Source organism: Pseudomonas sp. PIC25 (assembly GCF_002286785.1).
Lineage (GTDB): Bacteria > Pseudomonadota > Gammaproteobacteria > Pseudomonadales > Pseudomonadaceae > Pseudomonas_M.
The window spans coordinates 43,857-57,024 of sequence record NZ_MUJY01000168.1 but is presented as its reverse complement, the minus strand read 5'-3'; the positions used below and the strand labels follow the sequence as shown (position 1 = coordinate 57,024).

Annotated in this window: 12 protein-coding genes; 1 reads left to right on the top strand and 11 read right to left on the bottom strand. The window is 64.8% G+C overall.

All coding sequences use genetic code 11. From position 1 onward, the window contains the following. Positions 1-71: 71 nt before the first annotated feature. The 3 genes from BZL41_RS21345 to zwf are packed head-to-tail and all read right to left on the bottom strand — an operon-like array spanning position 72 to position 2,911. Positions 72-719, bottom strand: a complete 648-nt coding sequence (locus BZL41_RS21345; protein ID WP_256578215.1) for a bifunctional 4-hydroxy-2-oxoglutarate aldolase/2-dehydro-3-deoxy-phosphogluconate aldolase — start codon at positions 717-719, stop codon at positions 72-74. Between the two features lie 19 nt (positions 720-738). Then, positions 739-1,455 carry a 6-phosphogluconolactonase gene (gene pgl / locus BZL41_RS21340; protein WP_095601129.1) on the bottom strand — a complete coding sequence of 239 codons (717 nt, stop codon included), beginning with the start codon at positions 1,453-1,455 and terminating at the stop codon, positions 739-741. After that, complete coding sequence (gene zwf, locus BZL41_RS21335; protein ID WP_095601128.1) at positions 1,442-2,911, bottom strand: glucose-6-phosphate dehydrogenase; 1,470 nt, start codon at positions 2,909-2,911, stop codon at positions 1,442-1,444. The genes pgl and zwf overlap by 14 nt, the downstream gene beginning before the upstream one ends. A gap of 177 nt (positions 2,912-3,088) precedes the next feature. Between zwf and BZL41_RS21330 the strand changes: the two genes are divergently transcribed. Beyond that, positions 3,089-3,958, top strand: coding sequence for a MurR/RpiR family transcriptional regulator (locus BZL41_RS21330; RefSeq protein WP_095601127.1), 870 nt, complete (start codon positions 3,089-3,091; stop codon positions 3,956-3,958). A 34-nt stretch (positions 3,959-3,992) separates the two neighbouring features. Here the strand turns inward: BZL41_RS21330 and BZL41_RS21325 are convergent, their stop codons facing one another. The 8 genes from BZL41_RS21325 to BZL41_RS21290 form a co-directional block, all read right to left on the bottom strand. Continuing rightward, positions 3,993-4,889, bottom strand: coding sequence for a D-hexose-6-phosphate mutarotase (locus tag BZL41_RS21325; RefSeq protein WP_095601126.1), 897 nt, complete (start codon positions 4,887-4,889; stop codon positions 3,993-3,995). 115 nt (positions 4,890-5,004) lie between these two features. Beyond that, complete coding sequence (locus BZL41_RS21320; RefSeq protein ID WP_095601125.1) at positions 5,005-6,228, bottom strand: carbohydrate porin; 1,224 nt, start codon at positions 6,226-6,228, stop codon at positions 5,005-5,007. Between the two features lie 115 nt (positions 6,229-6,343). Beyond that, positions 6,344-7,492 (bottom strand): ABC transporter ATP-binding protein, encoded by a 1,149-nt coding sequence (locus BZL41_RS21315; RefSeq protein ID WP_095601124.1) that lies wholly within the window; start codon positions 7,490-7,492, stop codon positions 6,344-6,346. An 11-nt stretch (positions 7,493-7,503) separates the two neighbouring features. Continuing rightward, the gene (locus tag BZL41_RS21310) at positions 7,504-8,349 is read right to left on the bottom strand and encodes a carbohydrate ABC transporter permease (RefSeq protein WP_095601123.1); all 846 of its coding nucleotides are present in this window, start codon (positions 8,347-8,349) and stop codon (positions 7,504-7,506) included. Then, complete coding sequence (locus tag BZL41_RS21305) at positions 8,342-9,250, bottom strand: carbohydrate ABC transporter permease (RefSeq protein WP_095601122.1); 909 nt, start codon at positions 9,248-9,250, stop codon at positions 8,342-8,344. Before BZL41_RS21305 ends, BZL41_RS21310 begins: the two co-directional genes overlap by 8 nt. 152 nt (positions 9,251-9,402) lie before the next feature. Further along, positions 9,403-10,656, bottom strand: a complete 1,254-nt coding sequence (locus BZL41_RS21300) for an ABC transporter substrate-binding protein (RefSeq protein ID WP_095601121.1) — start codon at positions 10,654-10,656, stop codon at positions 9,403-9,405. Positions 10,657-10,869: 213 nt separating this feature from the next. Then, the gene (locus BZL41_RS21295) at positions 10,870-12,288 is read right to left on the bottom strand and encodes an ATP-binding protein (protein ID WP_168191052.1); all 1,419 of its coding nucleotides are present in this window, start codon (positions 12,286-12,288) and stop codon (positions 10,870-10,872) included. A 50-nt stretch (positions 12,289-12,338) separates the two neighbouring features. Next, entirely contained in the window at positions 12,339-13,076 is a 738-nt protein-coding gene (locus tag BZL41_RS21290) for a response regulator (RefSeq protein WP_095601119.1), read from the bottom strand. Positions 13,077-13,168: the final 92 nt, after the last annotated feature.

Genomic DNA, 13,168 nt, shown 5'->3' with positions numbered 1-13,168 from the left:
GGCCCGACCTGCGCGGCCCGACCTGTTTTCAACACAGCAGGGCCGACGCGCTGCAGATCACGAACAGGTTCTCAGGAATCCAGCAGCGCCAGCGCCTCGGCACTGGTACGGGTGACCCGCTCCCAGTCGCCGTTCTTGATCCAGCCGCTGTCGAGCATCCAGGTGCCGCCGACGCACATCACGTTGGGCTGGGCCACGTAGCTCTTCAGGTTATCCAGGCTGACGCCGCCGGTCGGGCAGAAGCGCACGCCGCCGAAGGGGCCGGACAATGCCTTGAGCGCGGCGACGCCACCGGCGACTTCCGCCGGAAACAGCTTGAACCGGCGATAGCCCAAGGCATAGCCGGTCATCAGTTCGGAGGGCGTGCAAATGCCGGGCAGCAGCGGTACCGGGCTATCCAGCGCCGCTTCGAGCAATTCCTTGGTCGAACCCGGCGTGACGATGAATTGGGCGCCGGCTTCCACCGCCGCGGCGAACATATCCAGGTCCAGCACGGTACCGGCGCCGACGCACAGGTCCGGGCGCTCCCGACGCAGTTGGCGGATCGCGGTCAGGCCATGGGCGGAACGCAGGGTCACTTCCAGGGTGCGCAGGCCGCCGGCGGCCAGCGCATCGGCCAGGGGCAGGATGTCTTCCTCACGGGCGATTGTGATCACCGGGAGGATGCGCGCGCGGGCGCAGAGGTCGTCGATCAGGGTGATCTTGTCGGCCATGGTCATATCGGCTGTCCTTCGGGCCTCACGGGCACCAGTAAATCTCGAGTGGGGGTCGCAGGAATGCGCGGATCGGCATGCCCAGGGCATCGTCGCCGGCCACCGCCGCTCGCAGGGTGTTCAATTTGGCCTCGCCCTGGATCGCCAGCAGTGGCAGGCGAGCCGAGGCGAGCAGCGGGTAGGTCATGGTCAGGCGCTGGCGCGGAACGCTCGGCGCCTGCATCGGCAGGCAGCGCCGCTCGCATTCGGGATGCAGCGCGTCGGCCAGGTTCGGGCTGCGCGGGAACAACGAGGCACAGTGGCCATCGTCGCCCATGCCCAGCACCAGCACGTCGATCGGCAGCGCCAGCTCGGCCAGGACGTGGTCGGTCTGCGCAGCGGCTTCTTCCAGGGTCGGCGCTGCCCGGTACAAACCGAGGAAACGCGCCGAAGCCGCTGCGCCGCGCAACAGATGACGGCGCACCAGCCCTTCGTTGCTTTCCGGGTGCTCCACGGGCACCCAGCGCTCATCGGCGAGGCTGATCAGGACGCGTGACCAGTCCAGTTGCTGCCCGGACAGCGCCTCGAAGAACGCCGCCGTGCTACGGCCGCCGGAGACCACCAGGGTCGCACGACCATGGCTGTCGATGGCTGCACGCAATGCCTCGGCCACGGCCTGGGCCATCGCGCTGGCGTGTTGCGTTGCGTCGGCCAGGCTGTGGGCCACCACGCCGGCCGGCAGATCCACTTTATAAATCGCCATACCAGGACCTCCCATCGCGGGTAATGAGCGCGATCGATGCCACCGGTCCCCAGGTACCCGCCGCGTAGGGCTTCGGCGAATCGCCGAGGCGCTTCCAGCCGTCGATCAACTGGTCGCACCAGCGCCAGGCGTATTCCACCTCGTCCTTGCGCACGAACAGGTACTGGTTGCCTTGCATCAGCTCCAGCAGGAGCCGCTCATAGGCATCGGGGATGCGAGCGCTCTTGTAGGTTTCGGAAAAATTCAGTTGCAGCGGACCGCTGCGCAGGTGCATGCCCTTGTCCAGGCCCTGGTCCTTGGTCATCACCTGCAGCGACATGCCCTCGTCCGGTTGCAGGCGGATGATCAGCCGGTTGCTGATCAGCGCCCGTTGTTCCGGCGCGAAGATGTAGAACGGCGGCTCTTTGAAATGAATGACGATCTGCGACAGCTTCTGCGGCATGCGCTTGCCGGTACGCAGATAGAACGGCACGCCGGACCAGCGCCAGTTGCAGATATCGGCACGCAGGGCGACGAAGGTCTCGGTGTCGCTTTCGGCATTGGAGTTCTCTTCCTCCAGGTAGCCGGGCACCGGCTTACCGTCGCTGCTGCCGGAGGTGTACTGGCCGCGCACCACCCGCTGGCTGAGCTTGTCGGCGGTGATCGGCGCCAGGGCCTTGAGCACCTTGACCTTCTCGTCGCGGATGCTGTCGGCGGACAGATCGCTGGGCGGGTCCATGGCGATCAGGCAGAGCAGCTGCAGCAGGTGGTTCTGGATCATGTCGCGCAGCTGCCCGGCCTGGTCGAAGTAGCCCCAGCGGCCCTCGATGCCGACCTTCTCCGCCACGGTGATCTCGACGTGGGAGATGTGGTGCTGGTTCCACTGGGTCTCGAACAGGCTGTTGGCGAAGCGCAGGGCGATCAGGTTCTGTACCGTCTCCTTGCCCAGGTAGTGATCGATCCGGTAGATGCGGCTCTCCGGGAAGTACTGTGCCACCGCATCGTTGACCACGCGCGACGACTCCAGGTCGTGACCGATGGGTTTCTCCAGCACCACCCGGGCGCGCTCGGCGAGCCCGGCGGCGGCGAGGTTCTCGCAGATCGGCCCGTAGACCGACGCCGGCGTGGCGAAGTACGCGATCAGCGTCTCCGCATCGGCGACCCGCTCGGCCAGCGTGACGTAGGCCGCGGCATCGCGGAAATCCATGGTCAGGTAGCTCAGGCGCGCCTGGAAGCGCTGCATGACCGTTTCATCGATTTCCTTGTTCGGCACGTGACGGCGCAGGTGCTCGTCGATGAACGCCAAGTGCTTGCGCTCGTCGCCGACATCGCGGGCCAGGGCCAGGATACGCGTGTCGGCATGCAGCAGGCCGGCGCGATCCAACTGGTAGAGCGCGGGGAAAAGCTTGCGCAGCGCCAGATCGCCAAGCGCGCCGAACAAGGCAAAGGTACAGGGGTCAACCGTAATCGCTGGCATAAATTTGGTTTCTACTAACAATGTAAATGGGAAATTACGCCAAAACTCAGGGCGAATTAAGCCCTAAAAGTAGTAATAAAAACAACATTTCGTTAAAAAAATAACATCCGGTTGGTGCGAACCCGGTGCCACCAGTAGGATAGGCCACCGAATTGAGCCCCCGGTAAAGGAAGAGACATGGAGCGCGTAAGAAATCTCCTGGAGCAGATCCAAAATCGTCTCGAGGAATTGAACAAGGCCGAACGCAAGGTGGCCGAGGCTATCCTGCGCGATCCGCAGCAAGCGACGCGCTTCAGCATCGCCGCCCTCGCCCAGGCGGCGAAGGTCAGCGAGCCGACGGTCAACCGCTTCTGCCGCTCCTTCAACGTCAGCGGCTATCCCGAACTGAAGATGCAATTGGCGCAGAGCCTCGCCAGCGGTGCCGCCTATGTCAGCCGCGCGGTGGAGGCCGACGACAGCCCCGAGGCGTACACCCGGAAAATCTTCGGCAGCACCATCGCGTCCCTGGACAGCGCCTGCCAATCCCTTGACCCGCAGGTGATCAGCCGCGCCGTGGACCTGCTGATCCAGGCCCGGCAGATTCACTTCTTCGGCCTCGGCGCCTCGGCCCCGGTGGCGCTGGACGCGCAGCACAAGTTCTTCCGCTTCAACCTCGCCGTGTCCGCCCATGCCGACGTGCTGATGCAGCGCATGCTCGCCTCGGTGGCGCATACCGGCGATCTGTTCGTGATCATTTCCTACACCGGGCGCACCCGCGAACTGGTGGACGTCGCCAAGCTGGCCCGGGAGAACGGCGCCTCGGTGCTCGGCCTCACCGCCGCCGGCTCGCCACTGGCCAAGGTCTGCACCTTGAGCCTGGATATCCCGCTGCCGGAAGACACCGACATCTACATGCCGATGACCTCGCGAATCATCCAGCTCACCGTGCTCGACGTGCTCGCCACGGGCGTGACCCTGCGCCGCGGGGTGGACTTCCAGCCGCACCTGCGCAAGGTCAAGGAGAGCTTGGTGCCGACGCGGTACCAGGCGGACGAAGACATCGGCTAACAGGTCGTTGAAAAACTACCTGTTTACTGCCTGCCTACTCCAACGACGCCTTCAGACTCAGCGAAGCGACCTCGCCGGGTTTCAGGCAGAGGCTGTCCTGGATACCACCAGCCGCCTCGACACAGAGGAAGCCCAAGGCCTCGCTCCAGCTCACATCGCGCAGCGGCCGGCTGCCGGGGTGCCACACCAGCGTCTCGGGACTGCCGCCGGTATCGAGGCGCAGGCGCCGTTGCCAGATGCCGTCGTACAACCGCAGCGCACCGCCCGGCTGGAACAACAGGTCACACCCATCGCCGATACGCATTTCGCCGTGCTGGCTGGAGTCCTGCCGCGTCGACAGATCCAGCCCCTTCCTGCCCTGCAAACCACCCAGGCTGGCCCCGGCGACATCGCCGATGCGCCAATAAGCGTGCAAAGCCTGGCTGAGCAGACAGGGCTCGCTGTCCTCATGGGAGGTTTGCAGACGCAGTTGCAGGGCATCGCCCAGCTCGGCATCCAAGCGCACGCGCCAGTCGCACAGCTCCAGCTCCCAACTGACATAAAGGCCCTGCTCGTCGGCCTCGTTGCGCAACAGCTTCCATTCTTCCAGCCGTGCCCAGCCGTGGGCCGGCCAACCGTTCTGGGTCGGATGACGACCGAACCAGGGCCAGCACACCGGGACACCGCCACGGATGGCGCCCACCTGGGGCCAGCGCGACGCGCACCAGAGCATCGGCCGCTCGCCACGCGGCTGGAAATGCAGCAGTTGACCGCCCTGGCGGCTGAACACCGCCTGGCAGCGCGGATGATCGAGCACCAGCAGCTCACGCCCGTGCAGGCGCGCCCAGGCGAAACGCTGCCCGCGCGGCAAGGGGAACAGGCCGGTGAACGGATGTTCAGAGGGCTGGCCGGACCGATCCGGCCCGGCCAGCGAAGGAGAAACAGGGTGCATCAAATCCAGGCCCGCATGAAAGAAACGCCAAACCAGCTATAGACCACGGACGCCGACAACCCCTGCAACGGCACACCCGAGCCCACCGTCGGACGGACGGCAGGCCCGGAGCTAGTCACTTCCACCAATACTCGACCTGCACGCCAAAGTTGGAACCGTGCCGCGCGGTACCGAAGGTGCCGGTATCGGATAACGCCGAACCCGGGTCCATCTGGCTCGCCGCCACCTGCGCGGCCTTGTTCCAGCTCGCATAGGTGTAATACAGGCGGATTTCCGGGCGCTCCCAGAAGCCGGGACCAGACGGCGACCAGGTCGGCGCGATGGTGAACTTGGTCAGCTTGCGGGTGCCGTCGGTGGCGTCCACCTGGTCATGGCCGAGTTCGGTGACCAGCTTGAACTGCTCGGTGATCGCATAGGACGGCCGCACGCCGATGGACAGCCAGTCCTGGTCGGCGCCGTCGTCGCGGGTGTCCTTCTGATAGACCACCTGGAACTGCCCACCGAAGCGCGGCGTGGCCTGCCAGTCGAAGAACTCCACGACACGCCAGCTCTTGGCGCTGTTATCCAGGGTCACGTCGCCGGTATAGCCCAGGCCGGTACCGGGCCCACGCCCGTACTGCACGGCGAAGGTATTGCCGCCACCGAGGAAACCGTCCTGCTTGTGCTGCGCGGTCACCGCCCAACCGCTGTGAGCGTTGGTGCTGTCCGGTTTGTCGATGTAGCTGACGCCGAACTCCAGCTCGCCGCCCGGATTGGTGTCGAAGCCGCCGACGTTGAAGTCATGGCGGTTGATATAGGCCTCCTGGAACACGCTGTCCTTGCGCGAGAAGGCGTAGCTGTATTTCAACCCACCCAGCTCGTAGTCCTCGATGCCGGCACCGGTGGCACTCTGGTTCCAGTAGTAGAAGTCGGAGATATGGATGTCGTTCCGCTTGTAGAAACGCCGCCCGGCCCACAGGGAGCCGCCGTTGAGCGCCGGCACCTTGCTCCACTCGGCGTACATCTGATTCATCCGGGCGAAACCATAGTCGCCGGTGAACTTGGGTGTATGGCCGTACTGGTTGTACAGCTGGGCCATGCCCTCAATGCTGAGGACCGAACCGTCGTCCAGGGTGAACAGGTCCTGGCGCAGGTCCAGCTCGATGTACTGCTCGCACTCGTTACCGAGGCGGTATTTGGATTGCGCACCGGGCAACTGGAAGCAGGACTGCGTCCCGCCTTCGGTCGAACCGCCCGCCCCGCTGCGCAAATAGCCGCTGAAATCCAGGGCCATGGCAGCGCCCGGCAGGGCCAGCGAACCCAGCGTCAGTGCCAGGCCGAGTCTTCTTCTTGTTTTCATTGCTCACTCCCACTGTTGTTATTGTTTTTACAGCCATCGGTACTGCCTGCCGCCAGCGGCCTTCCTCCGGCTCTGACTGCGCGAGCCGGAGGTCGTTCGCCGCTGGCGGCGTCTTTCACCGTCCTTTGAACTGGGCCACATTGCGCGGACGTTCGGCGGGCTGGGCGCCCAGGCGCTCGCCGCTTTGCGCGTCGAACAGCAACACCTTCGCCGGGTCGAACTGCAGTGTCAGGCTCTCCCCCACCTGAGGGGCGAGGTCCGGCGCCACCCGGCAGCAGACCTTGGTGTCGTTGAGGGAAACGAACACCAGGGTGTCCGGGCCGGTGGGTTCGATCACGTCGACCTCGGCGCGCACGGCAGGCAGGCCGGCGTCGCCCTTGCCCACCACGATCTGCTCCGGACGCACGCCGAGAATCACGTCGCGTCCTTCCAGCGCAGCGTCATCGGCCACCGTCAGCGGCAGCTCACAACGCGCCTGCCCACTGTCGAGGATCGCCAGCCACTGCCCGCCCTGGCGCTGCACGCGCAGCGGGATGAAGTTCATCGGCGGCGAGCCGATGAAGCTGGCGACGAACAGGTTGGCGGGGTCGTTGTAGATTTGCTGCGGAGTGCCGAACTGCTGGACGATGCCGTCCTTCATCACCGCCACTTTGTCGCCCAGGGTCATGGCCTCGATCTGGTCATGGGTCACGTAGACCGTGGTGGTTTTCAGGCGCTGGTGCATCAGCTTGATTTCGGTGCGCATCTCCACGCGCAGCTTGGCGTCGAGGTTCGACAGCGGCTCGTCGAACAGGTAGATCTTCGGCCGCCGCGCCAGCGCCCGGCCCATGGCCACACGCTGTTGCTGGCCGCCGGAGAGCTGCGAGGGCTTGCGGGTCAGCAGATGCTCGATCTGCAGCAGCTTGGCGACCCGCGCCACTTCCTCGTCGATCTTCTCCTGCGGCACCTTGCGCATCTTCAGGCCGAAGGCGATGTTGTCGCGCACGTTCATGGTCGGGTACAGCGCGTAGGACTGGAACACCATGGCGATGTCCCGATCCTTCGGGCTCATACCGCTGATGTCCGAGCCTTCGACGAGAATCTCGCCGCCGGTGATGTCTTCCAGACCGGCGATGCAGTTCATCAGGGTGGATTTGCCGCAGCCGGACGGGCCGACCAGGATCAGGAATTCGCCGGACTCGATCTTCAGGTCGATGTGCTTCAGCGTGTCGGGCAGGCCAGAGCCGTAGCGTTTGTGGACGTTGCGCAGTTCGAGGGATGCCATCGTGTTTTACCTCAACCTTTGACCGCGCCGGCCGTCAGACCGCGCAGGAAGTACTTGCCGGCCAGCACATAGACCACCAGCGTGGGGAGGCCGGCGATCATCGCGGCGGCCATGTCGACGTTGTATTCCTTGGCGCCGGTGCTGGTGTTCACCAGGTTGTTCAGCGCCACGGTGATCGGCTGGGAGTCGCCGCTGGCGAACACCACACCGAAGAGGAAGTCGTTCCAGATCTGGGTGAACTGCCAGATCAGGCAGACCATGATGGTCGGCACCGACATCGGCAGCAGGATGCGCCCGAAGATGGTGAAGAAGCCCGCCCCGTCGAGCCGCGCGGCACGCACCAGGGCATCCGGGATGCTGACGTAGAAGTTGCGGAAGAACAGGGTGGTGAAGGCCAGGCCATAAACCACGTGGACCAGCACCAGCCCCGTCGTGGTGTTGGCCAACCCCAGCTTGCCGAGGGTGAAGGACGCCGGCAGCAGGATCACCTGGAACGGCAGGAAGCAGCCGAACAGCAGCAGGCCGAAGAACAACTGAGAGCCGCGGAAGCGCCACATCGACAACACGTAGCCGTTCAGCGCACCGAGCAGCGTGGAAATCACCACCGCCGGCACGGTGATCTTCACCGAGTTCCAGAAGAAGCCGCCGACGCTGTCCCAGGCCTTGGCCCAACCAATGAGAGTGAATACGTCCGGCCAGGACAGCAGATTGCCGCCGCGGATGTCGTCCGGGGTCTTGAAGCTGGTCAGCAGCATGACCACCAGCGGCACCAGATAGACCGCGCAGGCCAGCAGCAGGGTCGCATGGATCGCCAGTCGGCTGGGGCTGAAGGGCTTGTGCCCGACCACACTAGTCATGGCGCTTGTTCCTCAATTCCGAATACAGGTAGGGCACGATGATGGCCAGCACCGCGCCAAGCATGAGCATCGCGCTCGCCGCGCCGAGGCCCATCTGGCCGCGGGTGAAGGTGTGGGCGTACATGAACATCGCCGGCAGGTCGGAGGCATAGCCAGGGCCGCCGGCGGTCATTGCCGCCACCAGGTCGAAGCTCTTGATGGCGATGTGGGCGAGGATCATCAGGGCGCTGAAGAACACCGGGCGCAGGCTCGGCAGAACGATGCGCAGATAGATGCTCGGCAGGCTCGCCCCGTCCACCTGGGCGGCGCGGATGATCGACGGGTCGACCCCACGCAAGCCGGCGAGAAACAGCGCCATGACGAAGCCGGAGGATTGCCAGACGGCGGCGATCACCAGGCAGTAGACGACCCGGTCCGGGTCCACCAGCCAGTCGAAACGGAAACCTTCCCAGCCCCAGTCGCGCAGGAGTTTGTCCAGGCCAAGGCCGGGATTGAGCAGCCACTTCCAGGCAGTGCCGGTGACGATCATCGACAGGGCCATGGGATACAAGTAGACGGTGCGGATGAAGCCTTCGCGGCGGATACGCTGGTCGAGCAGCACGGCCAGGACCACGCCGATCACCAGGCTGATGGCGATGAACAGGCCGCCGAACACCAGCAGGTTCTTGCTCGCTACCCACCAGCGGTCGTTGTCCCACAGGCGCAGGTACTGCTGGAAGCCCACCCACTTGTAGCTGGGCATGAAGCGCGAGTTGGTGAAGGACAGCAGGAAGGTCCAGAAGATGTAGCCGTAGAAGCCGACCAACACGATCAGCATGCTCGGTGCCAGTACCAGCTTGGGTAGCCAGTTTTGCAACGCGTCCAGCGGCGAGGCCTTGGCGAAGACAGCGGTTGAGCTCATGGAAAACAGCTCCGAAGTGGGTGGATATCGCCCCTCTCCCCCACAGGGAAGAGGTTCTTGCGGGTGCAGGGCGCCGTGGCGCCTGCAAGGCACCCGCAGAATCGGGAACGCCGGGAAAAACCGGGGCCGCCTACCCAGGCGACCCCTCGCCCTTACTGGACCGCTTGAATCGCTGCGGCCAGTTGCTGCGCCGCTTTCTTCGGATCGGCGGCCGGGTCGTTGAAGAAGTTGGTCACCACGTCGAACACCGCACCCTGCACGTAGCTGGAGGCGGCCATGCCGTGGGCCAGACTGGGCTGGAGGCCCGGGCCCTGGGCGGCCTCCTTGAAGTCGGCCATGGACTGCTGGGCACAACTGTCGAAGGCGTTCATGTCTTCATCCAGACGCACCGGGATGGAGCCCTTGTTCTGGTTGAAGAACTGCTGGAACTTGGAGCCGAGCACGGTCCGCGCCAAGTCTTCCTGGGCCTTGCGGTCCTCTTCCTTGCTCAGCTTGAACATGGCCAGGGAGTCGACGTTGAAGGCGAAGCTGCCCTGGGTGCCGGGGAACGGCAGGCACTGGTAGTCCTTGCCGGCGACCTTGTTGGCGGCGGTCCATTCGCTCTTGGCCCAGTCGCCCATGATCTGCATGCCGGCCTTGCCGTTGATCACCATGGCGGTGGCGGTGTTCCAGTCGCGCCCGGCGGCATCGGCGTCGATATAGTCGCGCAGCTTCTTCAGAGTGGCGAAGGCCTGGACCATCTTGTCGCCGGTGAGGGTGTCCTTGTCGAGATCGACGAAGGCTTTGCGATAGCCCTCCGGGCCGAGGACGCTGATCACGATGTCCTCAAACACGGTGCCGTCCTGCCACGGCTGGCCGCCATGGGCGATGGGCACGAAGCCGGCCGCCTTGAGCTTGTCGGCGGCAGCGAAGAATTCATCGAGGGTCTTCGGCGGGGTAGCACCGGCCTTGGCAAACACCTCGGGATTGATCCACAACCAGTTGACGCGGTGCACGTTGACCGGCACGGCCACGTAGGCGCCGTCGTACTTCATGATGCCGGCGATCTGCTTGGGCAGGATCTCGTCCCACTTGTTTTCCTTGGCGACATCGTCGAGGTCGGTGAGTAGGCCCAGCTCGCCCCATTCCTGGATGTCCGGCCCCTTGATCTGCGCGGCGGCGGGCGGGTTGCCGGATACGGCACGGGTTTTCAGCACGGTCATGGCGGCTTCGCCACCGCCACCGGCCACGGCGAAATCCTTCCAGGTGTGACCCTGTTCTTCGACCAGTTGCTTGAGGGTATCGGCGGCGCGCTTTTCGCCACCGGAGGTCCACCAGTGAAGCACTTCGACTTCACCGGCATGAGCGGCGAACGGAATCAGGGAGGCAAGGGAAACAGCAGCGGCGAGACGAGTGATCGCTTTCATTCGAGATATTCCTTTCTTGTTTTTATGCAAGGCAAGTCGGAGCTTGCGTTGCATGGATTCTAGGCACGGCCTGCAAGCCGTCGGGTAACGAAGGGATAGGAGATGGTCACGACCTTGTTACAAAACCAGAGCTGCAAGCGACAAGCTTCAAGCAGCAAGACAGAGCGGTCGTTATGCCGAACGCGCTTGCAGCTTGAGGCTCGCCGCTACGGGTCACCGTGGCAAAACCAAGGTGACCCGTAGCCCGCCTTCGCGCAGGTTCCGCAAGGTGACTTCCCCTCCATGGGCATGGGCGATGTTGCGGGCGATGCCAAGGCCCAGTCCGTAGCCCTGCTGATTGCCGGCCAGGCGAAAGTGCGGCTCGAAGACCTTTTCCAGGCGCTGCTCGGGTACGCCGGGCCCCTCGTCGTCAACGTGCAGGGTGAACACCCGGCCATCGTCTTCGATATGCAAGTGGGCCTTTTCGCCGTACTTGAGCGCGTTGTCCAGGAGGTTACCGATGCAGCGCTTCAGCGCCAGCGGCTTGCCCGGATAAGGCGCCACCGCCCTGCCCTCCAGTGTCACCCGGCCGTTGCCGGTGGGGGCGAGATAGGGTTCGGTGACGGTATCGAGCAGCAGGTTGAGGTCCACCGGCTCGATGTTCTCGTGGATGTCGGTGTCCTTGACGCATTGCAGCGCGCCTTTCACCAGCAGCTCCAGTTCGTCCAGGTCGCGACCGAACTTGGCCTGCATGGCCTCGTCTTCCAGCAACTCGACACGCAGGCGCAGGCGGGTGATCGGGGTGCGCAAGTCGTGGGAAATGGCGCTGAACAATTGGCTGCGCTCGTTCAGGTAGCGGCCGATGCGCTCGCGCATGCTGTTGAAGGCGCGGCTGACCTCCACCACCTCGCTGCCGCCATGCTCCGGCAGTGGCTCCACCTCGCTGCCCAGGGACATCTCCCGCGCCGCCCGCGCCAGGCGCTTGAGCGGCCGGCTCTGCCAATGCACCAGGAGGCCGATGAACAGTAACAGGAAGGTACTGGTCATCACGATGAAGCCGATCTGCTGCGCCGGCAGCCCTTCCTGCTCCAGGCTGACGTAAGGCGCCGGCATCAGCGAAGCGAGATAGAGCCACTCGTCCGGCGCGATCTGGATCTGCGTGACCAGCACCGGCGGGTTCAGCGGCTCCAGGCTCAGGGCGTAATGGGCCCAGGAACGCGGCAGTTCGTCCAGGCTGATTTCGCCGTTGAAGATGCGCAGGTCGTCCGGGCTGACGAACTGCACCGACAGATCCACCGATTTGCCCAGGCGCTGCCGCAGCACCTCCTCCACCGCCCGCAGCACCGCCCGCTTGCGCGGCGTATCCGGCAGGACCTGCATGTTCAGCGGCCGCTGGTTGAGCGAGACGAAGAAGCGCGTGCCGCCCATGCTGCGCAACTGATCCAACACCAGCGGCCGGTAGCCCAACGGCAGGGAACGGAAGTAGCTGACGCTGGCGGCCATGGAATGCGCCAGGCTACGCGCACTGGTGAGCAGGCCTTCCATCTGGCTGGCGCGCAACTGGGAAACCCAAATCAGGCTGGACAATGCCTGGGCCAGCAGCACCACCAGCAGGGTCAGGAACAGCATGCGCCCAAGCAGCGAGCGCGGCACCGGCAGACGCCAGCGTCGCCGGGTGGTTTCCCCCGTGTTCTCTTCGACGCTCACGACCGCTGCCCATCGCATGGCACCACCTGCGCCGCCAGCAGATAGCCGGCACCACGCACGGTGCGGATCAGCCGCGGCGCCTTGCCGGTGTCGCGCAGGCGCTGGCGCAGGCGACTGACCGCCATGTCGACGATGCGCTCCAGCGGCATCACCTCGCGGCCCCGGGTGGCATTGCCGATGGTGTCGCGGTCGAGAATCTGCATGGGATGGTCGAGGAACAACTTGAGCAGGGCGAAATCGGCGCCGGAGAGGAACACCTCCTCGCCATCCACGTGGAACAGCCGGTGGCTGATCAGGTCCAGCCGCCACTCGTCGAACGCCAGCACATCGCCGGCGGGTCGATCCTGGGTGAAGTGAGCACGGCGCAACAGCGCCTTGATCCGCGCCAGCAGCTCGCGCGGACTGAACGGCTTGCCCAGGTAGTCGTCGGCCCCCAGCTCCAGACCGATTACCCGGTCGGCCTCGTCGGAGCTGGCGGTCAGCATGATCACCGGCATCTGCGCCAGGCGCTGGTGCTCCCGCACCCAGCGGCAGAGGCTGAAGCCGTCTTCGTCGGGCAGCATCACATCGAGAATCACCAGATCGGCCACTTCGTCCTGGATGGCCTGGCGGAAGCCGGCACCGTCGCCGACGGTACGCACCTGGAAGCCGGCACGGCTCAGGTAGGTTTGCAGCAGTTCGCGAATTTCCTCGTCGTCGTCGACCAGGAGAATGGATTTTCCGGTTTGGCTCACGTCCACACCTTGTTGTTATGACAACGCGCGTAGCTTAGCGCGCAAGCGCCCTTCGAGCGGCAGCAAATGGCAGCAGGGCGAACCCGTTCACC